Consider the following 24,172-nt stretch of genomic DNA (forward strand, 5'->3'; position numbering starts at 1 on the left):
CCTGAGCTTGGACGACGCACGAGCAAATGTGAGGCGTGGTCGCGCGCCTGCGATGAGCACCGTCCGCATAGCTCCCCGGCGAACGAACCTCGGTGGAGCACGCTTTTCGCCAGGACCGACAGCGGCCCGCCCCCCATCCTCCGACGGCCTTGCTCGTCGAGCGACTGATGGTCAGGCTGCGACCCGACCGGGCTGGTCGAACAGTCGCACGGTCTGGGCGAACGAGGCCGGTTTGCCGAAAAAGTAACCCTGACCCTGTGTGCAGCCCTTGCCGATCAGCATCGCGGCCGCGGCAGCGTCCTCTATCCCCTCGGCGGTCACCTTCATATCGAAGCTGAGCGCCAGGGATATGATGGCATCGACCAGCTTCTCGCTTTCGATGCTGCTCGACAGCGACTTGACGAAGCTCTGGTCGATCTTGATCTTGTCGAACCGAAGGCGACGCAGATTGGACAGGCTCGAATAGCCTGTACCGAAATCGTCGAGAGCGACGGACATCCCGCTGTTCCGGAAGGTCCCCAGGACGCGCTCGGCCGCAACGATGTCGTCCATCACCGCGTCCTCGGTGATCTCGATCTCGAAGCGCGACGGCGCCATGCCTTCCTCGACGATGATCGCGATCAGAGAGTCGGCCAGTCCGGGTTCCTCGAACTGTGTCGGCGATATGTTCAATGCCAGGCGCAGATGATCGGGCAAATGACGCGCATCGATACAGGCCTGGCGCAGGATTGCCTTGGTCATGTCGGTGATCTGACCGGTCGTATCGGCCAGTCGGATGAACGCATCCGGTGTCAACAGGCCAAGCCGCGGGTGCTGCCAGCGCGCCAAAATCTCGAACCCGCACAGGCCATTGTCGGAAAAACGAACGATCGGCTGGTAGAAAGGCCGCACCTCGCCCCTGCCGATACCATCGCGCAGGTCCTGCTCCATGTGGCGCCGTTCGAGCCGCTCCGCTTCCATCGCAGGGGAAAACAGGCAGACGCCCCCCTTGTTGCCGCGCTTGGCCTCATACATCGCGATATCGGCGGCATGCAGGAGTTCACTGGCATCCGTCCCATCCTGAGGGAAGCACGACACGCCGATACTGGCACCTACCAGGATCATGTTGCTGCGCCACGCCAACGGCTGATGGAGAAGCCTGCTCGCCTCGCCGGCCAGATCCATCGCGCTGGCACAGCCGTCATCGTCCGGAACAAGGATGGCAAACTCGTCGCCGCCAAGCCGGGCGATGATGCTGGAGGCTGTAAACACGCTTTGCAGACGGTGCCCTACCGTCTGGAGAACGGCGTCCCCGGCGGCGTGGCCATGCGTGTCGTTCGCCTCCTTGAAGCCATCCAGATCGATCAGCACGACCGACACCCTGCGGCCGGTCGCGGTGGCTTCCCCTATCGCGATTTCGAGCGCGCTGCCGAACTCCCGGCGGTTGACGAGTCCCGTCAGACCGTCGGTGCGGGCAAGGAACAACGCTTCCTGCTCGGCCTCGCCGCGCCGTTTTATCTCTGCGCGCAACTGTATGCCCCGTTCCGCCGCCAACGCGAGCCAGGCATAGGAAAGGCCGGCGACGATCAGGACCGCTGCGGTGACGAAGGCGACCAGAAAGCGCGTACGCATCGCCGCCGCTTCGGCATGCTGATGGGCATCCGAAATGCCGGAGGCCGCTACGCCCTTGATCTCAGTGAGAACGCGATCGGCATTGTTCCGAAACGGCCGGAGCATCGCCACGCTGGCGGCGAAGTTCACCTCCAGCATCGACGACACCACCTCGACGGCCTCATCATATTTGGCCAGCTCGGCCACGACCTCGCGGGTACGGAGCCGATCTTGCGGCTTCAGCGCTTCCTGCACCTTGGCCAGGTCCGTGCTGATCCGCGCGATGCGCCGTCGGATCACGAGCAGACGCGCCTCGACCTCCGGTGACCGGCCGTTTGCCGCCTCATCCACCAGCAGGCGATACAGGTTACCGTCTTCGTGATCGAACCGGGCGGCGATCTCGCTCAGGGATACCGCGGTCTCCATGTCATGATCGACGATCAGGCTGTTGGTGTGCTCGACATAGATCAGCGTGCCGAGACAAAGCGTCACCGCGAGCACCAGCAGAACGATGACCGCTCTGGGTCCCGCAACGTGGCGTGGCAGCCGTCCGAGGAGCGACGAGCGGACATCCGCTGCCCGGGTCTCCGCCGGCTTGGGCGGGACGATGGCCGGCGCCAGTGCTCCGCTCGGAACCGACGTGGATCGAACGGCAGCGGATCCCAGGCCGTCAGCCGCCGCACGCCGACGGATGCGTGCAGCCGCAGCGCGGATGGTTCGTCGATCCAACATCTCGAACCCGCCATCTCATAGGAAAACCTAACAATTCGCTTATCTGTCGATATTCGACGTTTCGCTTGGGAAGCCTGGGAGGGATGCCGGGCGCAGCTCGTTCGCCTCAGAATTTCGTAACGTTACCGCCGGCCCCATGCAGCTGATTTGGGACGGTCACTCTGGTCGCGCTGACCCGGCGGTAATCGGGACGGCGTGACCTTGGCGGGACGACGGTCTACGATCGGGCTGAACAGACCTGATCGGGTGATGATGAAAGCTAGCCGTAGGACACTCTTGACCACCGCCGCCCTCGCCGGCGTCGCGGGACTGGCGTTGGTACCGGCCGCGACCGAAGCGACGCCGCGCCAGCCCCGACACGAAGGCCGGCCGTTCGGCATAATAGCGAACGGCCAACCCGTCGGCGTGCTGATCGACGCCGAAGCGGACAGCGCCGTCCGGCACGTCGCCGACAGCTTCGCGGCCGACCTGGAGCGGGTCAGCGGAAAGGCGGCGGCGCGTCCGACCGCCGGCCAGGCGGCAAACGGTCCACTCGTCATCATCGGGGTGTTGGGCGCGAGCCCGATGATCGACCAGCTTGTCGCGGACGGCCGGCTCGACGTATCCGACCTGCAAGGCGAGTGGGAAGCCTACCGCCAGGTCGTGGTCGATCGGCCCATGCCGGGCGTGCCGCGCGCGCTGGTGATCGTCGGCTCCGACCGCCGCGGCGCGGTATTCGGCACCTATGACGTATCCGAGCGGATCGGCGTGTCCCCCTGGCACTGGTTCGCAGACGTGCCTGTCGCCCGGCGCCGCAGCGTCTTCCTCCCCGCCGAACCGCGCCGCGGTCAGCCCAAGGTGCGCTATCGCGGGTTCTTCATCAACGATGAGGCTCCCGCATTCAGCAATTGGGCGATCGAGAAGTTCGGCGGCGCCAATGCCAAGATGTACGCCCACGTCTTCGAGCTGCTGCTCCGGATGAAGGGCAATTATCTTTGGCCGGCGATGTGGGCACCCCGGGCGTTCAACGACGACGACCGGCAGAACATGGTATTGGCCGACGCGATGGGTGTCGTCATGGGCACCTCGCATCACGAGCCGCTGACGCGCGCGCAGGACGAATGGCATCGCAACACCGCCGACGGGGTGACCGGCGGCAAGTGGGATTATACGACGAACCGGGACAATCTGCGCCGCTTCTGGCGTGGGGGCGTCGAGCGGATGATGTCCAAGGGCGACGGCCGCGGCTATGAAAGCCTGCTGACGGTGGGCATGCGCGGCGACGGCGACGAGGCGATGGCAGAAGGCACTGCCACCGGGCTCCTCGAGACGATCGTGGCGGACCAGCGCCGGATCATCGCCGAGGTCACCGGCCGGCCGGCGGAGCAGACGCCGCAGATGTGGGCGCTCTACAAGGAGGTTCAGGACTATTACGACCACGGCATGAAGGTGCCGGACGATGTGACCCTGCTCTTCTCCGACGACAATTGGGGGCAGATCCGGCGACTGCCGCCCGTCGGGGCGACGCCACGCAAGGGTGGCTACGGGGTCTATTATCACTTCGACTATGTCGGCGTGCCCCGCAACTACAAGTGGATCAACACCAACCAGATCGAGAAGGTCTGGCAGCAGATGGACCTCGCCTACCAGCGCGGCGCACGCAACATCTGGATCGTCAACGTCGGCGACATCAAGCCGCTCGAATTCCCCCTGAGCTTCTTCATGCGCCAGGCCTGGGATCCCGAGGCGATGACGCCTGCGGCGCTGGCGGCCTATCCGGAAGACTGGGCGAGAGGCGCGTTCGGCCCCGAGCATGCCGGGCAGATCGGCGAGATGCTGACGACGTATGGCCGCTATGCCGCACGCCGCAAGCCGGAGCTCATCGACCAGAACAGCTTCCCGCTGGGTGCGCGGACCGGACGCGGGCCGCTCGACGGCGGGGAGTTCGGCGCCATGGTCGCGCAATGGGATGCGCTGGAAGCGCGAATGATGGACGTGCGCGGACGGCTTCGCCCCGAGCAGCGCGATGCCTATTATCAACTCGTCGAACATCCGATCTCGGCGCTCGGCAATCTGTACCGCCTCTATTACGCTGCCGCCTGGAACGAGCGGCTCGCGTCGGGCAACGATCCGAGAGCGAACGCCTTTGCTGATCAGGTCGAAGCGACGTTCAAGCGCGATCAGGACCTGACCGATCGCTACCATGCGATGAACGGCGGCAAATGGAACGGGATGATGGCCCAGGTCCATATGAACTATGTGATCTGGAACGACCCGGTTCGGCAGAGCATGCCCAGCATCACGCGGGTCGGCGGCGATGTGCCCGAGGCAGAGCGCAACCGCCCGCCGCAGTTCATCGCGCGCGCCGCGGCGCCCACCGGCGTCATCGCGATCGAGGCGACGGCGTTCGATCGAAAGCGCGACGGCAAGGGCCTCGCCTGGACGGCGATCCCCAACCTGGGGCGTACCCGCGGTGCGCTGGTGGCGCTGCCGCAAGGCAGAGGCCCGACCGCGGTCGCCGACCAGATCCGCGTCGAGTACGACCTCGTCGCCGAAGAGCCGGGCGCGGCTCACCTCACGCTCTATCTGGCCCCGACGCTGGACACGGTCGGCAAGGGCAGCGTCCGGATCGGTGTGTCGGTGGACGACGGCTCCGTGCAGATCCTCGCTTCGGAGCTCGAGGCGACCGGCGGAGCGCAGGACACGCCGGGACAGATCCGCTGGGCCGACGCCGTCCGTAACAACGCCGTCGTCCTGACCGCCGCGCTCGGCGCGCTCGGTCGCGGCAAGCATACGCTGAAGCTCTGGCGCCTGGACGACAATGCCGTGCCGCAAAAGCTGGTCGTCAGCACCACGACGGTACCGCCATCCTATCTCGGCCCGGAACCCGGTCCCTCGTCCCGACTGCTTTCGAAGGGATAGGCGCCAAGTCCTATCAATGCGGGTGACGGGCCCGGCCCCGTGACCTCGCCACCCGGCGATGACGGTCATCGGTCCCCGTGACGCTGTACGGGGTCTTGCAGTAGGGCTGGCCGTATGGACGGGAAGGACAGCATCGGCCGGGACGGCATCGATCAAGGCGCGATCGTCGACGCCGCGATCGACATCATCGTTCGCAATGGCCTCGGCGGACTGACACTGCGCCCGTTGGCGTCGAGCCTCGGGGTGAGCGTCGCGGTGATTTCGGCGCGGATCGGCGCCAAGGATCGGCTGATCGACCACGTCGTCGACCTCGCCGCACATCGCGATCGCGATTTCTTCGCGCGATGGACGGAGCTCGCCGCGCGCGTGGCACCGGAGGACGGCGTCGCACGCGCTGCGATGGCCGACCTGGCCTTCCGCGAGTGGGTGAGCGCGGGCCGGCAACAGGCGATCGTGCTGGTCGAACTCGTCCACCATCACGCTTTGCAGGGCGCGCCCTCGCCCGCACTCGATCGGTGGCTGGAGCGGGCCGGTGACTTCTGGTCGACGATGATCTTCGGCGTCGCGGACCTCGCCGATCTCGCGCTGGGCTATATCCTCGACGAGGCGGGGTTCGCTTTGGGGGCGGGCGATGATCCCGCTTACGCGGTGTTGCGCACGTTGTGCCTGCAGCGGTTCGCCGCGGGCGTGGTCGGCGGCGAAATCGGCCACGGTGCGGAGATCGAACGGCTGATCGCGCTGCTCCGGCCGGACGACCCGCCGGCAACCGTCGCCGACGACCCCAAGCGGCGGCGGATCGCCGACGCCGCCGCCGGGGTCATCGTCTCGCAAGGCATGGCCGCGGCAACCCACCGGTCCGTCGCGCAGGCGGCGGGCGTTCCGGCGTCGACGGTGGTCTACCATTTCGGCGGACGCGCGGCGTTGCTCGTCGCGGGCCTCCATGCCGTCATCACGCGCTTCCACGGTGCCCGCGACCGCGCGCGCGTGCAGGGAACCGTGGCCGACCAGGACGTCGAGGCACGCGATCTCGTCAAGGCGACATCGATGATCGCTTTGGCCAGCCTCCGCGAGGCGAGCCTGCGGCCCTATGCGCTCGACATGCGGCGACGGCGGGGCGAGAACATCCGTGCCGCCGACCTCGCCCCGCTCGGCTTCGGTGCGCGCGCCATCCCCGGCTTCGATCGCGCCGCCGCTCAGGTCATCTCGGTCGCGCTGTTCGGCATGCGGATGGTGGCGATGAGCCGCAATCTGCCGGAAGCCGAGACATATCGCCGCGCCTTCGCGGCGCTCGACGCGTGAAACGCGCAACGATCGGACTGATCACGTCCCCCGACGTCGGTGTCATCGAACGGGAACATCATCCGCCTACAGGGCCGCGTGGAACCCGGCTCAACCGATCGCGGGGCACCGTCCGGCATCCAGATGCTGGCGCTGTCGCTGCCGACCTGGGCTTTCGCCGGCTACGACCTGGCGCGGCGCACCTTCCTCGCGGCCTATCTGTCCTATGATCTGGGTCTGCCGATCGCGACGGTCGGCCGGCTCGTGCTCGTCGCCGGTCTCGCAGCCATTCCCGCCGAAATGATCGCCGGCGCGCTGTGCGATCGCGGCTCGGCACGGATCGGCGCGCGCGTCGCGTGGATGCTGGTCGGCACCGTGTTGCTCGCGGCGGGCGGCGGCGCGCTGCTCTGCCTCACCCGGGCGAGCCCTCTGCCGCTGGTCGCCCTCGCGCTGATCGGCCTCGTGGTCGGCTGGGCTATCTGCAACGTCACCCACGGCGCCTGGGCCTTGGAGGCGACGCGCGACGATGCGGGCCGTACGCGCGTGTTCGGGCTGCGCTCCCTCGCCGGCATCATTGGCGGCATATCGTTTTCGCTGATCGGCGCGCTCCATCATGGCCACGCCTCGCCGTTCGTCGCAATCCTGCTGATCGTATCGATCGGCGCGCCGCTGGCCCATCTCGGCCTGGTGGCGCTGGTTCCCGATCGCGCACCCCCGGTCGCGACGTGGCGCCCCGATACCCTGTGGGAGCCGGTGCGCCTGCTGTTCGTCAATCGCGGCAACCGCCGGCTTGCCGCGCTGTTCGCCCTTAACGGCGCGCATACCGCGATCACCGGGACCGCCTATCTCTATCTCGTCGACGCGGCGCTCGCGCTTCCCGGCTGGGGCCCGACCGGGGTTCTCGTGCAGTCGGTATGCGCCGCGATCGGCATCGCTGCGGCGATGGCCATCGGGCCCCGCCTGCGCGCCATTCGCACGTTCCAGGCCGTCTGCTGGATCAACGGCGTGCTGGCCCTCGTGCTGGTCGTACTGCCGGCCGGCCGCCCCGCCGCGCTGATCGTCTGGTCGGCGCTGTTCGGGCTGGTCTCAGCGGTGGATTTCATGGCGTTGCGGGTGCTGCTGGGGGAGCGGCTCGATCACGCGACGCGCACCGGCGACGCAACCGCGCCCGCTGCGGCGCATTATGCCGGCTTCCACCTGCCCTTCAACCTGTGCGGCGCGCTGGCGACGGGCCTGCTGTTCGCCGGCTACCGGCTGCTCGGCTTCGACCCGTCGCTCCGCCACGGGCTGGACCAAGCGTATGGGCCCGCGCAGCTCCTGCCGGCGCTCGGCGCGATGCTGCTGATGGCCGCCTCGCTCTGGCTGGCGCGATGCCGGGACACGCGACCGCATCATGTCCGTCACGGCTGCACCGGGCGCAGCGCGACGGAAATCGCGCAAGCTGAACAAGCGTAATTTTCCTGTCACGGATCGCCCGTAGAGACTCGCCGGGCATGCCGCCGAATCGACGGCGCTAGGGGCAAGATCACATGCGAAATTCCAAATTGGCGCGCCTGCTGACGGGCGCTGCGCTGCTGACCAGCGCATTGGTTGCTGAACAAGCGTATGCTCAAACCGAGACTCCGACGAAACGCGACGCCGCCAACCCGTCGGACGGCAGCGACGCCAGCGACGACGGACAAGGCTTGGCCGACATCGTGGTGACCGCGCAGCGCCGCCCCGAAAAGGCGCAATCGGTGCCGATCTCGATCACCTCGGTCAGCGGAGAGCAGTTCCAGAAGACCGGCTATATCGGCCTTACCGACCTGCAATATGTCGTCCCCGGCGTGCAATATAACCCGACGCAGGGCGCCGCCTTCCAGATCCGCGGCGTCGGCAGCAGTTCGTTCGATCTTTCCAACGCCAAGTCGGTCAACGTCGTCGTCGACGATGTCGTGATGGACAACCAGCGCGACAACGGCCTGATCGGCCTCGTCGACATCGCCCGCGTCGACGTGCTGATGGGGCCGCAGGGCACGCTGTTCGGCAAGAACTCCACCTCCGGGGTGATTGCGCTGACCACCAACAATCCGGTGATCGGCCAATGGTCCGGCAACGCCTATGGCAGCTATGGCGAACGCAACGACCGCATCGTCAACGGCACGGTCAATTTGCCGGTCAGCGACACTGCCGCGCTACGCGTCTCGGCGTTCGAACAGGGCCAGGACGGCGCCGGCCGGTACATCACCCTCAACCGCAACCTCAACCGCGTCGATGAGTACGGCGTGCGCGCGAAACTCCTCTACCGGCCGCTCGACGCGCTCGAATTCGTGCTCGCCGGTGAATATACCCGGCACTACGACACCTCGGTGCGCACCCCCGTCGGCGGCCCGGCCGGTTCGGTCTTCGCGCCCTCGGCCGCGATCACCGCGCAGATGGCCGCGCTCGGCCTCGTCGCCAACGAGAAGAATACCGATTCGCTGGACAGCTATCTCGGCTCGATCGGCATGACCAACACCGGCGGGTCACTGCACGCCAATTACGATCTCGGCGCGGTGACGCTGACCTCGATCACCGCCTATCGCGAGACGGTGTACGACAACGACACGCCGGCCGATCTGCTGCCGGCGAACATCAACGCCTATCTGCCGTTCAACATGGGGCGCCTGCGTTCGAACAAGTTCAGCGAGGAGGTCCATCTCGCGTCATCGGCGGGGCAACCCGTCGAATATCTGCTCGGCGCCTTCTACAACAGGCTCAACGCCACCCAGACGCAGGTGCAATGGGGACCGCTGGGCGCGCCGGTCTTCGATGCGAACGGGGTGGGCCGGCCCATATTGTCCGCGAACACCGGGGCCAATGATCCGGTTACCGGTGCGCTGCTCGGCAACACGGTACGGTTCAAGTCGTACAACGAAACCGCGGCGGTCTTCGGCCAGCTCAAGCTCTCCGTCACGCCGCAACTCAGCCTGACGCTGGGCGGCCGGTACAATTACGACTGGAACGGCCAGTCGATCGGCTATTTCGACACCGACCCGCTGCCGATCACCGGCTATTCGCCCAGCTTCACGGCACCCAGCGCCGCGCCGACCACCGACTTCCGTGCCGGCGCCAGGAACGGCGGCAAGTTCACCTATCGCATCGCGCCGCAGTTCCTGCTCAGCCCCGACGTGATGCTGTATGCGACCTATTCGACCGGCTACAAACCCGGCGGGATCGCCTTCGTCGGCAACAAGTACAATCCCTATAATGCCGAGTCCGTGAAGAGCTGGGAAGCCGGCATCAAGTCGGAATTCCTCAACCATCGCGTGCGGCTGAACGTCGATCTCTATTCATCGACCTATACCGATTTCCAGGCGACGATCCTGACCCCGGTGACCACCGGCATCGGCGGCTTCATCCTCGCCTCGGCGATCGGCAACGCACCGGGGCTGCGCTCGCGCGGGTTCGAAGGCTCGCTGGCGGTGAAGCCGACGCGCGACCTCTCGCTCGGCGGCGCGGTGACGTACAACGACGCCAAATTCACCGATTACGTCGCCAGTCCGTCCGCCAATTACACGGGCACGCGCCTCACCAACGCCCCGCGCTGGTCGTTCACGATCAACGGCGATTACGGCACGCCGATCAGCGCCGAGCTGAAGGTGAAGGCGCATGTCGATTATGCCTATCGCAGTGCGACGCAGACCGTCACCGGCGCGCTGCTCGGCGACTGGCTGGCTCCGCCGGTCAAGAACGCCGACGGCACATCGACGCCGAATGCCAGCTATTCCTTCGTCCCCGCCTACGGCCTGGTCAACGCCCGCCTGAGCCTCGCCAAGGTCGATGACAGGGTGGAGGTCGGCGTCTACGCGCGCAATCTCTTCAACACCTATTTCTCGACCGGCTATCAGATCTACGGCACGCTCGGGCTGCTCCATTACAGCACGCCGGCCGCGTACCGCACGCTCGGCGGCTATGTGAAATTCGCCTTCTGACGATCCGTCCGGCGGTGCCGCGCCTGCGTGCCCGCCGCCCAGCTCCGAAACAAAGGGTAAGCCATGAAGAAGCTCGCAATCGGCCTCGCCGTGACCTGTGCGGTATCCGCAATCGCTGCCGCCAGGGGCCCCGCGCCCGAACCGCTCCTCAACCAGATCCAGGTGGTCGGCACGCACAACAGCTATTCGCAGGGCATCGACCCGCGACTGATGGCGATGGCCGAAGCGATCGTCGGGCCGAAGATGCTGGAACGGATGAGCAGCCTCACCGGCGCCGCGAAGGCCGCCGCGCTCGAATACCACCCCAACCCCGGCACCCTGACCGAGGGGCTCAACTATCGCTACACCTCGCTCGCCGCGCAGCTCGACGCCGGCATGCGCAGCCTCGAGATCGACATCAACAACGATCCCGAAGGCGGGCGTTACGCCCATCCCGCCGGCTATGCCGCGTTGCAGGCCAGGGGCATTGCCGACGCGCTGCCGCGCGATACCACCGACATGGACAAGCCCGGCCTGAAGGTGTTCCACATCGCCGATTTCGACGTGCGGTCGAGCTGCAACCTGTTCCGCACCTGCCTTGCGCAATTGCGCCGCTGGTCGGATGCGCATCCCGACCACGAACCGATCTTCATCCTCGTCGAGGCGAAGAGCGATGCGATGCCGATCTTCCCCGGCTCGACGACGCCCCTGCCGTTCGACGGCAAGGCCTTTGCCGAGATGGACCAGTCGATCTTCGACGTGATCGGCCGCGATCACCTGGTCACGCCCGACGAGGTCCGCGGCCGCTATCCGACGCTGGAGGCCGCGGTGCTTGCGCACCATTGGCCGACGCTCGCCGCCGCACGCGGCAAGTTCGTCTTCCTGTTGCTGACGGCGTTGGATCCGGCGGCGCTCGCGGCCTATCATGAGGGCCATCCCAACCTCGAGGGGCGCGCCGCCTTCCTGCGGGCCAGTCCCGGGAACAGCTATGCCGCATTCCTGCTGATGGACAATGCCACGATGCGGGCAAAGGAGATCCCGGCGCGCGTCAGGCAGGGGTATCTGGTCCGCGCCCGTGCCGACATCGAAACGTACGAGGCCCGGATCAACGACCTCACCCGCGCGAACCAGGCGTTTCGCAGCGGCGCGCAGATCGTGTCGACCGATTTCTACCAGCCGGGCAACGGATACGGTACGCCCTATGTCGTTCGCCTGCCGGGCGGCGGCGCGGCACGCTGCAACCCGGTCAACGCGCCAGCCGGCTGCACGCTGTCGCGCTGACCGCCGCCTTCGTCATGCCGGCGGCGGCTGGTCGGCCGCCGGCATGATCGATGTCGGGATCGGCCGGCGGGTTGCGCCGATCAGCGGGCCAGCCACCCGCCGTCGACCGCCAGGATATGGCCCTGCACATAGGCGGCTGCGTCGGAGGCGAGGAACACTGCCGCGCCGCCGAGGTCTGCCGGATCGCCCCAGCGCCCCGCCGGTATCCGGTCGAGGATCGCCGCGTTGCGCACCGGGTCCGCCTGCAAGGCTGCGGTATTGTTGGTGGCGATATAGCCGGGGGCGATCGCGTTCACGGTGATGCCGTGCCGTGCCCATTCGTTCGCCAGCAATTTGGTGAGGCCGCCGATCCCCGATTTCGCTGCCGTGTAGCTCGGCACGCGGATGCCGCCCTGGAAGGTGAGCATCGAAGCGATGTTGATGATCCGGCCGCCGCCCGCCGCGATCATGTGCCGCCCCGCCGCCTGTGACAGGAAGAAGACCGATTTAAGGTTGGTATCCACGACCGCGTCCCAATCGTCCTCGCTGAAATCGACGGCATCGGCGCGGCGGATGATACCGGCATTGTTGACCAGGATATCGAGCCGGCCGAGCCGCGCGATGGCCTCGTCGACGACGCGCTGCACCGGCTCGATCGTCGACAGGTCGGCGGCGATCAGCGCGGCGCGGCGGCCGAGCGCCTCGATCTGCGCGGCGGTGTCGTGCGCGGGCGTGCGACCGGCACATGCGACGTCCGCGCCGGCCGCGGCCAGCGCAACCGCGATCGCCTGGCCGATACCGGTGTTGGCGCCGGTGACGATCGCCACCCGCCCGGTCAGATCGAACGGGGTCATCGCAGCTGGCACAGGTCGCACACGTCCATGTCGGTATAGTCCTGGTTCTCGCCGGCCATCGCCCAGATGAACGTATAGTTGCTCGTACCCGCCCCCATGTGCACCGACCACGGCGGGCTGATGACAGCCTCCTCATTGTCCATCACGATGTGGCGCAGATCGTCGGGCCGGCCCATGTAATGGAAGATGCGATTGTCGTCCTCCAGGTCGAAATAGAGGTAGATCTCGCTGCGCCGTTCATGGACGTGCGGCGGCATCGTGTTCCACACCGAGCCGGGCTTCAGCGTCGTGAGGCCGAGGCACAGCGACGCGCTGCTCGCCAGATGCGGCAGCACCAGCTGGTAGATGGTGCGATCGTTCGACGTGTCCAGACTGCCGCGCTCCATCGGGTTGGCGTCGGCCAGCGTCACCTTGCGCAGCGGATAGGCGGCATGCGCCGGCACGCTGAGCAGATAGTAGCGCGCGCCATCCCCGGCGAAGGTCACGTCCGTCGACCCCATCGGCACGTAGAGCGCCTCGTATCGGGCCAGGGGAAAGGACTGGCCGTCGACGGTGACGACGCCATCCGCCTTGCCGATGTTGACGATCCCCAGTTCGCGCCGTTCGAGCAGCGGATGGCCGGCGGCACTCTCCGGCTCGGTCTGGACGGGCAAGGCCAACGGCGTGCCCGCGGGCACCGCGCCACCGATGATGAACCGCTCGCCATGCGAGTAGGTGAGCGTGATCGCGCCCGGCTGGAACAGCCCGCTGACCAGATAGCGATCGCGCAGATCCTGATTGGATGCGCCCGCCATCATGTCGGGATGCGTGGCGTAATAGGTCTTGGCAAACATGTGACGCTGTCTTTCTATCGAGTGGAGCGATCGAGGGCGGCGATCTCGGTCGCCGCGAGCAGGAAGGCACCGACGCCGTAAAATTGCGTGTCCGCGGCCTCGACCTTTTCGGGGCGATCACTGACCTGTTGCACCCAGCCGAGCCGGCCGTCGGGCTGGATCGCCCGCTCCATCGCCGCCCAGCCGCGGCGGGCGACGGGCTCGTAGCCGGAACGGGGCAGCAGGCCGGTGCGCACGCCCCAGGCCATACCATAAGTGAAGAAACCCGTCCCGCTCGACTCGGGCGGCGACCCTTCGGGCGCGAGCAACGACGGTGCCCAATAGCCGTCGGGCTTTTGCAGATCGCGCAGGCGCGCCGCCATCTCGCGGAACAGCGCCTCCATGCGCACCCGGTCGGGGCTTCCGGCGGGAAGCTGCGGGATGATCCGCGCCATCCCGGCAAAGACCCAGCCGTTGCCGCGCGCCCAGAACTGCTTGCGCTGGCGGGCGTCGCGCCGTTCGAAGAACCGGCTGTCACGATAATAGAGATGCTCGGCCGGATCGAACAGGAAGGCGGTCGTCGCCCAGAACTCGCGCAGCGCGAAATCGCGGTAGCGCGGGTCGCCGGTCTGGCGGCTCAGCGCCACCATCGCCGGCGGCGCCATGAACAGCGCGTCGCACCAGCACCAGCGGGTCAGGCACTCGGTCGCCGAATAGCCGGCCGGCGGGACGAAGAAGGCCAGCGTCGTCACCGCCGGCTGGTCGATGACCCGGTCGAACGTCCTGCGGGTCGGCAGGATTGCCGCGGCCGGGGCGCCATGCGCGGCTGCCCAGATATAGCTCTGGGTGATGGCATGATCGTCCGCGAAATAGGGATTGTCGCCCGGCAGCCAGCGGTTGGCGCGTCCCATCGCCAGGATCGAGTCACGGATGCGCGGCGGCGCGCCGGCATCGGCGAGCGCGGTCATCCCCACCCAGAACACGGCCTGTTCCCACGCGCGCGGGTTGCGCGTCTCGCCGGTGGCGCGGCTGACATGGGCGGTATCGGCGAGGCGGGCGAGCTGCCAGTCGGCCAGCGCCACCGCCTGCGCGATCGGCGAACGCGCCGGTGCGAGGGCCGCCGCGGGGGCCTGCGCCAGCGCAGCGCCCGCGGTCGGCGCGGCGGCGATCGTCAATGATGCGGCGAACAGCGCCATCGCGCGGTGGATCATGCGTCATTCTCCAGGGGCAGAAATCGGGCGGGCGCCAGCCGCGGGCTGACGATGTGCAGCGCGACCAGCGCCAGCATATAGGCACAGCCGGCGACCGCGAAGACCGGCGCATAGCTGCCGGAGAGGCCGAGGACATAGCCGACGAACTTGGCGATCAGCATGCCGCCGATCGCGCCCGCGGTCCCGCCGATGCCGACGACCGAGGCCACCGCCTGGCGCGGGAACAGATCGGACGGCAGGGTGAGCAGATTGGCGGAAAACGCCTGATGCCCGGCCGCGGCGAGCCCGATCAGCAGCACCGCCAGCCACAATTGATCGACATATTGCACGATGACGATCGGCAGCACGACCATCGCGCAACCGAACATCGTCGCCTTGCGCGCCGCATTGGCGGACCATCCCCGCCGGATCAGCCGCGACGACGCCCATCCGCCGATCACGCTGCCTCCGTCCGAAAGAAGGTAGATGACGACGAGCGGCACACCGAAGCCCTTGAGGTCGAGCCCATAGCGTTTGGCAAGGAAATCGGGCAGCCAGAACAGCAGCATCCACCAGATCGGGTCGGTCAGGAACTTGGGGATGGCATAGGCCCAGGTCTCGCGCACCGTAAACAGGCGGAGCCACGAGACGCGCGCCGCGGGCTGGACCGGGTCGCTGCGGATCCAGGCCAGTTCCTCCGCCCCCAACCGGCGATGCTCCTCGGGCCGGCGGTACAGGGCTATCCAGGCGATCAGCCAGATCACGCTCAGCGCCCCCGTCGCGACGAACGCCATGCGCCAGCCATAAGCGATGGTGATCGCCGGGACGATCAGCGGCGTCGCGATCGCGCCGACGTTGGCACCGGCGTTGAACAGGCCGACCGCCATCGCCCGTTCGCGCTGCGGGAACCAGTCGGCCACCGCTTTCAGGCCGGAGGGGAAGTTCCCTGCCTCCCCCAGCCCAAGCGCAAAGCGCGCCACGGTGAACTGCACGACCGATCCGACCAGACCATGCGCGACATGCGCCAGCGTCCAGAAGGAGAAGGCCACGGCATAACCGATCCGCGCACCAACCGCGTCGACGAACCGGCCCATGATGAGGAAGCCGAGCGCATAGGCCGCCTGGAACCAGAAGACGATATCGGCATATTGCGCCTCGCTCCATCCCAGGTCGACCTGCAGAACCGGCTTCAACACGCCGATCATCTGCCGATCGACGTAGTTGATCGCGGTCGCGGCGAACAGCAGCGCGCAGATCGTCCAGCGATAGCGTCCGGACACCCCGGCCCGCGCAGCCGTTCCGATTTCGGGCGTGCTCGTCATCGTCATCGAACCTCCTGCGCATCGACCAAGGCGGATTGCCCGGCGCGGCCGCCGGGCACCGGGAGCAGGCTAGAATTTCCCGCGGATGCCGAAGGAGATGGTGGTGCCGTTGAAGAAGGAATTGTCGCGGCGCGACTTGCCGTTGCCGCTCGGCTGGTCCGGATTCTCGTAATAGAGATAGACGTTTTCGTTGGTCAGGTTCAGCGCATCCACGCGCAATTCGATGACGTCATTGACGCGATAGCTGACCGTCCCGTCGAGATAGCCCTGCGGCGCGACATAGGCGATCTGGTCATTGCCGGTGTTGACGAACGACGTGCCCGTCTTGGCGCGATAATTGTACGAACCGCGGATGGAGAGCGGCCCCTTCTCGTAGAAGCCGGTGATGCTGTAGGAATAATCGGGGACGAACGAGATCGACGTGCGCTTGCCCGACGACGACACGAAATCGCCGCCCTGCTGGTCGATCAGCGTGAAGCTGCTGGTCACGCCCAGCCCGTCGAACGGCTTGGGCAGGAAGGTGAAGTTCTGCTGGTATGCGACCTCCAGCCCCTTCAGCTTCAACGTGTCCTGATTGACGGTGATCGTCCGCCGGATCTGGAAGTCGTTGGGGATGACGCCGTCCGGGAAGCCGAGCGACAGCGTGTTGAAGACGTTGGATGGCAGGCCGAGCGAACCGAACGACACGAAATCCTGCACCGAGAAGGGCCGATCCTGGATGTCCTTCTTGAACACGCCGAGGCTGAGCAGGCCGCCGGGGGTGAAATACCATTCGGTGACCGCATCATATTGGCTGGCGAGTTGCGGGCGGAGATTGGGATTGCCGACGGTGACGTCGGCGTTGAACGGATTGGGCACCGCGGTGCTGCCGGCGATCACCGCCAGCGCGTTGCGGGTGATCGTCTGGCCTGCCGATCCGCGGATCGTGAGATTGCGGCTGAGGTCGAAGGCAAGGCTGGCCGAGGGCAGCCAATTGTCATAGCCGCCGCGCCGCCGTGCCGGTTCGAACCCGCCGCGGCCGTCGGTGACGAAATTGTCCACGATCGTACGGGTATCGGAATAGCGTACCCCGACATTGCCGCGCAGCTCGCTGCCGAACAGCGGCGTCTTGAAATTGGTCTCGAAGAAGCCGGTCTTGACGATCTCCTCGGCCTGGAACGCGGCGTTGAGCTGCACCGGTGCGGCCCGGTTGGCGCCGTTGGCGTCCAGCGTGTCCATCACGAACTTGCGCGGGAAGGTCGCGAATTGCGAGGGGAAGCCCGCGTTGCCGCCGTTGCGCAGCGCGCCGAACTGCACGCCCGGGTCCATGTTGGCGAAGACGTCGATGGTGCGGAACGTGCCACCGCCGGGAAGCGCGCGAGCCGCTGCGATCGCGCTGCCATCGCGGCGTTCGACCTCCTTGATCGTCGAGACGTAGCTGGCGCCGAGCTTCAGCGCGAACAGGCGATCATCGTCGTCCACCACGCTCCAGTCGAGGACCGCCCGCGCCGTGCGCTGCTTGTCGTTCTCGCGCGCCTCGCCGAAACCGAGCGAGGGATCGGCGAAGTTGCGCGGATTGGTGACATCGACCGGCGAGCTGATCGTCGGATAGCTGACGTTGCCGGTGGGATCGAAGGTCGTATCCACCGAATAGATGTTGCTGAGGATGCGGTTGCCCGAATTGCGCGCCCTGCTCTCGCTCAGATTGCCCTGCGCCGAGAGCTTGAGACGGTCGTTGATGTCGTAGACCGCGCGCAGGATGCCGTAGCCGAAGCGGGTCCGCGCATCGCGGAACAGGCTTTCGGTCAGGATGGTCGAATTGCCGAACGTGCCATACAGATTGTTGTACTGGTCCAGCTTGACGTCGAGCGGGATCAGGCCGGAATTGGTGCCGCGCCCCGGCAGGCTGGTGGTGCCGCGCACCGTCCGCGAATTGCGGACCGCGACGCCGAAGGTGAATTCGTCCGACTGGTCGGTCAGTTGCGAGAAGATGCCGTCGAGGCTGACGTCGAGCCGGCTGGTCTTGTACTGGAGCGACGCCACGGCACCGATCCGCTCCCGATCATTGTCGGCGGCGAAGACGCGGTAAAAGCGCGGCAACAGGCCGTTGGCGATCTGCGTCCGGGTGAGGCCGCCGAAATTGGCGCGCGGATTGTCGAGATCGAGCTGGAACTCGAACGGCCCCACCGGCGGCCGCGTCTGTCCGGCCGGCGTGTTGTACCCGAGCGAGCCGATCGCCGACGAATTATAGCCGCCGGTCGACTGGAAGCCCGACCGCTCGTTCGTGGTGCGGGAATAGGCGGCGCCGACCAATATGCCGAAATCGCCGAAGGTATCGCTGAACAGCAGCGACCCGCGCGGGCCCCAGCGCTTCGACTGGGTGTTGTAATTGGCCTGCGCGGTATAGCGGATCACGCGCGACTTGCTGTCGAACGGCCGCGGCGTCTGCAAATCGACGTTGCCGCCGATGCCGCCCTCTTCCAGATTGGCGAGCGGCGTCTTGTAGACGTCGACGCGGCCGAACAGTTCGGAGGGGAATACGTCGTAATTGAAGTTGCGCGACGATCCGCCGACATCGAGCGCGGAGGTGGTGCGCACCGGCGCCATGTTGATCGTGGTGACGGTGAAGTCGGACGACAGCCCGCGGATGCTGATCTTCTGTCCCTCGTTCGAGGCGCCGTCGCGGCTTAGGATGACGCCGGGGATGCGCTGCAACGAGTCGGCGACGTTCGCTTCGGGAAACTTGCCGATATCCTCGGCGACGATCGAGTCGCGCACCCCGATCGCCTCGCGCTTGAGTTCCAGCCCCTGCGCCAGGCTGCGGCGGAACCCGGTAACGACGATATCCTCGGGCGTCGCGCCGTCTTCGTCGCCGGCGGTGGGCGTCTGCGGGTCGGCGGGCGCCCCGGCCCCGTCCTGCGGGACGGACGACGGCGGGACCGGGGATGGCGCGGTCGCGGGGGCGGGCGCGGGCGCGGTCTGGGCGGCTGCGGCGCCGGCGGACAGGAGCACCAGGACGGCGGACGACACAGCACCACGCAAAACCGACTTGCTCATCCCAAACCCCTCCTGATTATCGCGCCGGTTTCTCCGGCCTGTCGCGAGTTATCATACAAGTTCGGTCGGTCGTCAATTGCCGGATCGCGGCTATTCGGGCGCGCCGATCATCTCGCTCAGCTCGGTGTGGCGGCTCAGGCTTTCCTGCATATGCGCGCGCGCCGCATCGCGCGCCGCGGCCGGGTTCATCCGCACGATCGCGTCGACGATCGCCTCATGCTCCAGCCGCACGCGTTCAACATAGGCGCGATGCGCGGCAAGCGGCTGATGGCGCAGGTACAGATTGCGCGGCGGCACCAGCCGCACGCCGAGGAAGTCGATCAGCTTGACGAACGTTTCGTTGCGCGAGGCGCGCGCGATCGCGGTGTGGAACCGCGCGTCCGCCTCTGCCGACGCGGCGGGATCATCGGCGACCGCCGCCATATCGCGGAGCGCGGCGCGTAAGGCGGAGATGTCATCCAGATCACGGCGCGCCGCCGCAAAGGCCGCCATTTCCGACTCCACCGCCAGCCGCACCTCGAGCAGCCGGATGACCTCCGCCAGCTCGCCCATCTCGTCGCGGGTGATCTGGAACGCGCGATAGCGGGCGTCGTCCGAGACGAATACGCCCGACCCCTGCCGCGCGACGGCGATGCCCTGCGCCTCCAGACGCGCCACCGCCTCGCGCACCACGGTGCGGCTGACGTTTTCCTGCTCGGCGATCTCCTTCTGCGTGGGAAATCGTGAGCCGGGCTGCATGTCGCCCGACCGGACACGCGCCTCCAGCTTGGCGAAGAGCGCGTCCGCCATCGACATGGACTTTGCCATCGATCCTCCTGGGCCGCCGCCTCATGCGGTCGGGCCCGCCAGCAAGGTAGCGTCACTTGCGGCTTGCACAATGGGTATGACGACTTAGCATGTCCTACAAATCGGAGAGGATGGGATGGCGAATCGAGCGGTGATCCGGGTGGGCGGTGTCGGGGCCGCCGTGCTTGCGGTGGTGCTGGCCGGTGCGAGCGGCGCTGCGCCGCAGGACGCGGGTCGGGACATGCCGCCGGTGACGAGCCCCCTGCCCCCGCCGCAGACGCGCACGCCCCGGGCGGTCGCGGTGCTCGCCCCCTATCGCTACGACGATCTGCTATGGGAAAACGATCGTACCGCCCACCGGATCTATGGCCGCGCGCTGGAGGCGGCGGAGCCGCCGTCGGGGTCGGGGATCGATTCCTGGGGCAAGAACGTCGCCTGGCCGTTCGCCGATCGCCAGCTGCGGACCGGCGACCAGCACGGCTATCATGGCGAAGGCATCGATTTCTACAATGTCGGGACGACCCGCGGTGCCGGCGGCCTGGGCATCTGGTATGACAACAAGCTGTGGACGTCGCGCAACTACGTCCGCCACCGCATCCTTGCCAGCGACGGCAAGACCGCCGATTTCACCGTCGACTATGCCCCCTGGCCGGTCGATGTCGGGCGCCGGGTCTGGGAGACGCGGCGCTTCACCCTGCCACTCGGCACCTATTTCACGCGCATGGTGTCGACGCTGTCGTCGGACCGACCCGACGCGTTGCTGGTCGGCATCGGTATCGGCAAGCGCACCACGGGGCAGGCGGCCGGCGAGCTGACCGTCGATCGCGCGCGCGGCATCCTGTCCTGGTGGGGCCCGGTCGACGGCGCGCATGGTCGTATGATGATTGCGCTGCGGGTCGACCCCGCCGCGATCGCCGAGATCCGCGACGATGCCGACAATCACCTCGTCCTGCTCCGCGCGACGCCCGGACGGCCCTTCGTCTATTATTCGGCATCGGCGTGGGACAAGGGCAGCGGCTTTCGCACCCGTGCGCAATGGGATGCCTATGTCGCCGGTCAAAGGCTCGACTTCACCCCACCCGGAGCACGCGCATGACCCCCGCCGTGGACCGCCGCACGATGATCGGCGGCATGCTGGGCGGCGCTGCCCTCGCCGCCCACGCGCCGGCGCAGGCGGAACCGGTGGTCGCCGGTGGCACGCCGCTGCCCGACGGCGCCACCGACCGGGCCTATGCGCTCGGCCTGTTGCAGCGAATGGCGGAGCCCGTGCTCGGCCTGATGGCGCAGGGTCGGCTGCGCGCGCGCTGGACGCCCGAACTCAGCCCGACCTGGGATGGCCGCGACCCCGGCGTCGCCTATCTGGAGGCGTTCGGCCGCCTGGTCGACGGGATCGCGCCCTGGCTTGCCCTGCCCGACGATCCTTCGCCGGAGGGGCGCCTGCGCCACCGGCTGCGCGACCAGGTGCTGGCGAGCTACACCCATTCGGTCGATCCGCGCAGCCCCGACCACCTGCTCTGGGGGCCGCACGGGCAGGCGCTGGTCGACTCGGCCTATTTCACCAGCGCGCTGCTCCGCGCGCCCGACGCCCTGTGGACGCCGCTGGACGCGACGACGAAGCGGCGCATCATCGACAACATCAAGCGGCTGCGCCGCGTCTCGCCGCCCTATCAGAACTGGATTCTGTTCGCCGCGATGAACGAGGTGTTCCTGTTCTCGATCGGCGAGGATTGGGACCCGATGCGCGTCGACCTGGCGATCCGCAAATTCCTCGAATGGTATGTCGGCGACGGCTGGTATGGTGACGGCGACCGCTTCCACTTCGATTATTACAACAGTTTCGTCATCCACCCGATGCTGTTGCAGATCCTCGCGACGCTCGCCGCGGGCAAGCCGAACTTCAACAGCCTGAACCCGGCGGAGGAGCAGGACCGCGCCGTCAGGCGCGCGCAGCGCTACGCCGAGCATCTCGAACGGATGATCGGTCCGGACGGCGCCTTCGCGGCGATCGGCCGCTCGCTCACCTATCGGACGGCGGCGCATCAGCCGCTCGGCTATCTGGCGTGGCGCGGGCTGTTGCCGGCGAGCCTGCCGGCGGGACAGGTGCGGGCGGCGACGATGGCATCACAACGCCGGGTGTTCGCCGATCCCAGCAATTTCAACGCCGACGGCTTTCTGACGATCGGCTTCACCCGGCATCAGCCGTCGCTCGGCGACATCTATTCGAACGCCGGGAGCATGTACATCGCGTCGGAGAGTCTGATTGCGCTCGGCCTGCCCGCATCGCACGCCTATTGGACGGATGCGCCGCTGCCCTGGACCATGCGCCGCGCCTATGACGGGCAGGATTTCCGCAAGGATTATTACGTCAGCTACTGAGCCGCCGCCGATGGAGCGCAGCGCCAAGGGAGAGGATCAACGTGCGGCTGGGATGGTGCGCCAAGGTCATCGCCGCGATCGCCGTGGCGCAGGCGTGTGTCGCGCCCTCCGCCGGGTCGGCACCCGGCACGCTGCATCGCGCAGCCGGATCGGCCGACCAGCGACTGCCCGCGCACGCCACCGCATTCCCGTTCGAGACGCGGGCCAAGGCGATCGCCGGGCATCGCACGAGATCGGATCGCTTCCTGCTGCTCAACGGGCGCTGGTCTTTCGCCTTCTCGCCCAATCCTGTATCGGCGGCGCCCGGGTTCGAGCGTCCGGACTATGATACGTCGTCGTGGCGGACGATCGACGTTCCCGCCTTCTGGCAGATCCAGGGTCATGATCGCGCCGGATGCGCCGCGGCGGCAGTCGGATCCTATCGCAGAGACGTCGACCTTCCGGCCGGCTGGCGCGGGCAGGACGTCATCCTGCATATCGGTGCGGCAGGCCCGGCCTATCGCGTCTGGATGAATGGCGAGGCGGTCGGCGACGCCACCGACGCGGCGCTGCCGAGCGAGTTCGACGTCACGCGCCATCTGAAGCCGGGGCGAAACGTCATAGCGATCGAGGTTCGTCGCCCCGCGGAGTCCGATCAAGCGGTGGGGCTCTGCCTGGCGGGGATCGAGCGCGAGGTCTTCCTGATGGCCGCGCCGAAGACGCGCATCCGCGATATCTTCGTCCACGCCGGCCTGTCCGGCGATCGCCGCGCGGGCAGGCTGGCGATCGATGTGGCGGTGACCCCCGGTGGGGCGACCGAGGCGCGGTATCTGCTGCTGGACGAAGATCGCGCGGTGCTCGCCGGCCGCGCGGCGGTGCCACCCGGGCGTGCAGAGCGGATCGTGACGCTGCACGGCCGGCTGGCCGGGGTCAGGCCGTGGGCGGCGGAGACGCCGACGCTCTATTTCCTGTTGGTCGAACTCTACGACCGGCGCGGCCGGATCATCCAGTCGAGCTACCAGCGTATCGGTTTTCGCACCGTGACGTTCACCGGCGGGGTCGTCCGGGTGAATGGCCGGCCGGTCGCGATCCGCGGTGCGGCCCCGTATGGCATCGACCGCCGGACCGCCGAACCGGCCAGCCACGATCGGATGGAGCGCGCCATGCGCGCGCTACGGCAAGCCGGCATCACGACATTGCGTACCGCGCATCGCCCGGCCGATCCCTATCTGTACGAACTGGCGGACCGATACGGCCTGTATGTCATCGACGAACCCAGCCACCTAGATGCCGCCGGCGGCGCGTCCAGCAAGGATCGCCGCTCCAAGGGGTTGGTCGATCAGGCGAAGCAGCACGCCGCCGTTCGGCGCGTCATCGACCTGATCGAACGCGACAAGAACCATCCCTCGGTGATCGCATGGTCGCGGGCCGGTGAAACCGGCGTGCCAGCCGCAGCCCGCGCGGCGGTCCGGCGGGACCCCGGGCGGCCGATGCTGCGCGGCGGCGTGGACCTCCCGCCCGAACGTGAGCCGGAATCGCATTCAGCCAAATTCCTCCCCCGCCAGGGGGAGGTGGCATGCCGAAGGCATGACGGAGGGGGAGGACATGCCACCGAAGACGTCGCTTACCTCCCCCTCCGTCACGCCCTCTGGGCCCGCCACCTCCCCCTGGCGGGGGAGGAGTTTTCCTCGAAGCTTTTATCTCGATCCAGCCCAGCACCACGTCACATACCGACCGGCCGGTGCCGTTGTGAGCGCAGTTCCCTCTGGACGATGACGAGCCGTAGCCCATCCGATCAAAATTGGGCCGGGCGGCATAGCCCCGATGGCCTCTCGGGCGATCCACCACACCGGCGAACCGGCACGATCACCGCTTATCGCTTTTGGCGTGCCGACGCCCGCGCGATGTCGGCGGGCTCCGCCAGGCTGGCCGGGTGCACGATCAGCAAGCTGGGCTCGACTGCGGGGTCGATGCTGAGGTGCAGATCATTCAGCTCCCAGATGACGATCCCGCCGTAAAGATCGTCTTTGATCGTGAACCCGTCCTGCTGCAGCCGGCGGATGACCGGGAGCCGCGAATCGACGGGGATATCGCTGAACAGATAGCGCAATTCGGTCTCGCCGC

General features: G+C 67.3%; 15 protein-coding genes. 8 read left to right on the top strand and 7 right to left on the bottom strand.

Translation table 11 applies throughout. From position 1 onward, the window contains the following. Nucleotides 1-171: 171 nt before the first annotated feature. Entirely contained in the window at nt 172-2,322 is a 2,151-nt protein-coding gene (locus HD841_RS14265) for a putative bifunctional diguanylate cyclase/phosphodiesterase (protein ID WP_179509556.1), read from the bottom strand. Nucleotides 2,323-2,598: 276 nt separating this feature from the next. On the opposite strand from HD841_RS14265, the gene HD841_RS14270 reads away from it, so the two are divergent. The 5 genes from HD841_RS14270 (at nt 2,599) to HD841_RS14290 (ending at nt 11,714) form a co-directional block, all read left to right on the top strand. After that, on the top strand, nt 2,599-5,223 hold the full coding sequence (locus HD841_RS14270) for a glycosyl hydrolase 115 family protein (RefSeq protein WP_257015586.1): 2,625 nt from the start codon (nt 2,599-2,601) through the stop codon (nt 5,221-5,223). 114 nt (nt 5,224-5,337) lie between these two features. Continuing rightward, nucleotides 5,338-6,522, top strand: a complete 1,185-nt coding sequence (locus HD841_RS14275) for a TetR family transcriptional regulator (RefSeq protein WP_179509558.1) — start codon at nt 5,338-5,340, stop codon at nt 6,520-6,522. A gap of 78 nt (nt 6,523-6,600) precedes the next feature. Then, nucleotides 6,601-7,956, top strand: coding sequence for an MFS transporter (locus HD841_RS14280; RefSeq protein WP_179509559.1), 1,356 nt, complete (start codon nt 6,601-6,603; stop codon nt 7,954-7,956). A 74-nt stretch (nt 7,957-8,030) separates the two neighbouring features. Further along, nucleotides 8,031-10,454: a TonB-dependent receptor gene (locus tag HD841_RS14285; RefSeq protein ID WP_257015589.1), complete on the top strand. Its 2,424-nt coding sequence runs from the start codon at nt 8,031-8,033 to the stop codon at nt 10,452-10,454. A gap of 63 nt (nt 10,455-10,517) precedes the next feature. Continuing rightward, entirely contained in the window at nt 10,518-11,714 is a 1,197-nt protein-coding gene (locus HD841_RS14290) for a Ca2+-dependent phosphoinositide-specific phospholipase C (RefSeq protein ID WP_179509560.1), read from the top strand. Between the two features lie 80 nt (nt 11,715-11,794). Here the strand turns inward: HD841_RS14290 and kduD are convergent, their stop codons facing one another. The 6 genes from kduD to HD841_RS14320 all read right to left on the bottom strand — a co-directional run bounded on the left by kduD (nt 11,795) and on the right by HD841_RS14320 (nt 19,714). Beyond that, the gene (gene kduD, locus HD841_RS14295; RefSeq protein WP_179509561.1) at nt 11,795-12,547 is read right to left on the bottom strand and encodes a 2-dehydro-3-deoxy-D-gluconate 5-dehydrogenase KduD; all 753 of its coding nucleotides are present in this window, start codon (nt 12,545-12,547) and stop codon (nt 11,795-11,797) included. Next, nucleotides 12,544-13,380, bottom strand: a complete 837-nt coding sequence (gene kduI / locus HD841_RS14300; protein WP_179509562.1) for a 5-dehydro-4-deoxy-D-glucuronate isomerase — start codon at nt 13,378-13,380, stop codon at nt 12,544-12,546. The genes kduD and kduI overlap by 4 nt, the downstream gene beginning before the upstream one ends. A gap of 14 nt (nt 13,381-13,394) precedes the next feature. Next, on the bottom strand, nt 13,395-14,570 hold the full coding sequence (locus HD841_RS14305) for a glycoside hydrolase family 88/105 protein (protein WP_179509563.1): 1,176 nt from the start codon (nt 14,568-14,570) through the stop codon (nt 13,395-13,397). Beyond that, nucleotides 14,567-15,877: an MFS transporter gene (locus tag HD841_RS14310; protein ID WP_179509564.1), complete on the bottom strand. Its 1,311-nt coding sequence runs from the start codon at nt 15,875-15,877 to the stop codon at nt 14,567-14,569. Before HD841_RS14310 ends, HD841_RS14305 begins: the two co-directional genes overlap by 4 nt. A 63-nt stretch (nt 15,878-15,940) precedes the next feature. After that, the gene (locus HD841_RS14315) at nt 15,941-18,907 is read right to left on the bottom strand and encodes a TonB-dependent receptor (RefSeq protein WP_179509565.1); all 2,967 of its coding nucleotides are present in this window, start codon (nt 18,905-18,907) and stop codon (nt 15,941-15,943) included. Between the two features lie 90 nt (nt 18,908-18,997). Continuing rightward, on the bottom strand, nt 18,998-19,714 hold the full coding sequence (locus HD841_RS14320) for a FadR/GntR family transcriptional regulator (protein ID WP_179509566.1): 717 nt from the start codon (nt 19,712-19,714) through the stop codon (nt 18,998-19,000). A gap of 115 nt (nt 19,715-19,829) precedes the next feature. Here HD841_RS14320 and HD841_RS14325 point away from each other — a divergent pair, with 115 nt between their 5' ends. Genes HD841_RS14325 through HD841_RS14335 form a run of 3 tightly spaced genes read left to right on the top strand, consistent with a single transcriptional unit; the run spans nt 19,830 to nt 24,066 of the window. After that, complete coding sequence (locus HD841_RS14325; RefSeq protein ID WP_179509567.1) at nt 19,830-20,789, top strand: DUF4861 family protein; 960 nt, start codon at nt 19,830-19,832, stop codon at nt 20,787-20,789. Then, a complete protein-coding gene (locus HD841_RS14330) occupies nt 20,786-22,069 on the top strand; it encodes a DUF2264 domain-containing protein (protein WP_179509568.1) in 1,284 nt (427 codons plus the stop codon). Before HD841_RS14325 ends, HD841_RS14330 begins: the two co-directional genes overlap by 4 nt. 41 nt (nt 22,070-22,110) lie before the next feature. Next, a complete protein-coding gene (locus HD841_RS14335) occupies nt 22,111-24,066 on the top strand; it encodes a glycoside hydrolase family 2 protein (RefSeq protein WP_179509569.1) in 1,956 nt (651 codons plus the stop codon). The last annotated feature ends 106 nt before the right edge of the window (nt 24,067-24,172 follow it).

Source organism: Sphingomonas melonis (assembly GCF_013409985.1).
Taxonomy (GTDB): Bacteria; Pseudomonadota; Alphaproteobacteria; order Sphingomonadales; family Sphingomonadaceae; genus Sphingomonas; species Sphingomonas melonis_A.

What these genes read in the sequence shown, in the direction of transcription:
- HD841_RS14265 (WP_179509556.1), bottom strand. Translation starts at nt 2,322, where the DNA reads ATGTTGGATCGACGAACCATCCGCGCTGCGGCTGCACGCATCCGTCGG.
- HD841_RS14275 (WP_179509558.1), top strand. Translation starts at nt 5,338, where the DNA reads ATGGACGGGAAGGACAGCATCGGCCGGGACGGCATCGATCAAGGCGCG.
- HD841_RS14285 (WP_257015589.1), top strand. Translation starts at nt 8,031, where the DNA reads ATGCGAAATTCCAAATTGGCGCGCCTGCTGACGGGCGCTGCGCTGCTG.
- HD841_RS14290 (WP_179509560.1), top strand. Translation starts at nt 10,518, where the DNA reads ATGAAGAAGCTCGCAATCGGCCTCGCCGTGACCTGTGCGGTATCCGCA.
- kduD (WP_179509561.1), bottom strand. Translation starts at nt 12,547, where the DNA reads ATGACCCCGTTCGATCTGACCGGGCGGGTGGCGATCGTCACCGGCGCC.
- kduI (WP_179509562.1), bottom strand. Translation starts at nt 13,380, where the DNA reads ATGTTTGCCAAGACCTATTACGCCACGCATCCCGACATGATGGCGGGC.
- HD841_RS14305 (WP_179509563.1), bottom strand. Translation starts at nt 14,570, where the DNA reads ATGATCCACCGCGCGATGGCGCTGTTCGCCGCATCATTGACGATCGCC.
- HD841_RS14310 (WP_179509564.1), bottom strand. Translation starts at nt 15,877, where the DNA reads ATGACGATGACGAGCACGCCCGAAATCGGAACGGCTGCGCGGGCCGGG.
- HD841_RS14315 (WP_179509565.1), bottom strand. Translation starts at nt 18,907, where the DNA reads ATGAGCAAGTCGGTTTTGCGTGGTGCTGTGTCGTCCGCCGTCCTGGTG.
- HD841_RS14320 (WP_179509566.1), bottom strand. Translation starts at nt 19,714, where the DNA reads ATGGCAAAGTCCATGTCGATGGCGGACGCGCTCTTCGCCAAGCTGGAG.
- HD841_RS14325 (WP_179509567.1), top strand. Translation starts at nt 19,830, where the DNA reads ATGGCGAATCGAGCGGTGATCCGGGTGGGCGGTGTCGGGGCCGCCGTG.
- HD841_RS14330 (WP_179509568.1), top strand. Translation starts at nt 20,786, where the DNA reads ATGACCCCCGCCGTGGACCGCCGCACGATGATCGGCGGCATGCTGGGC.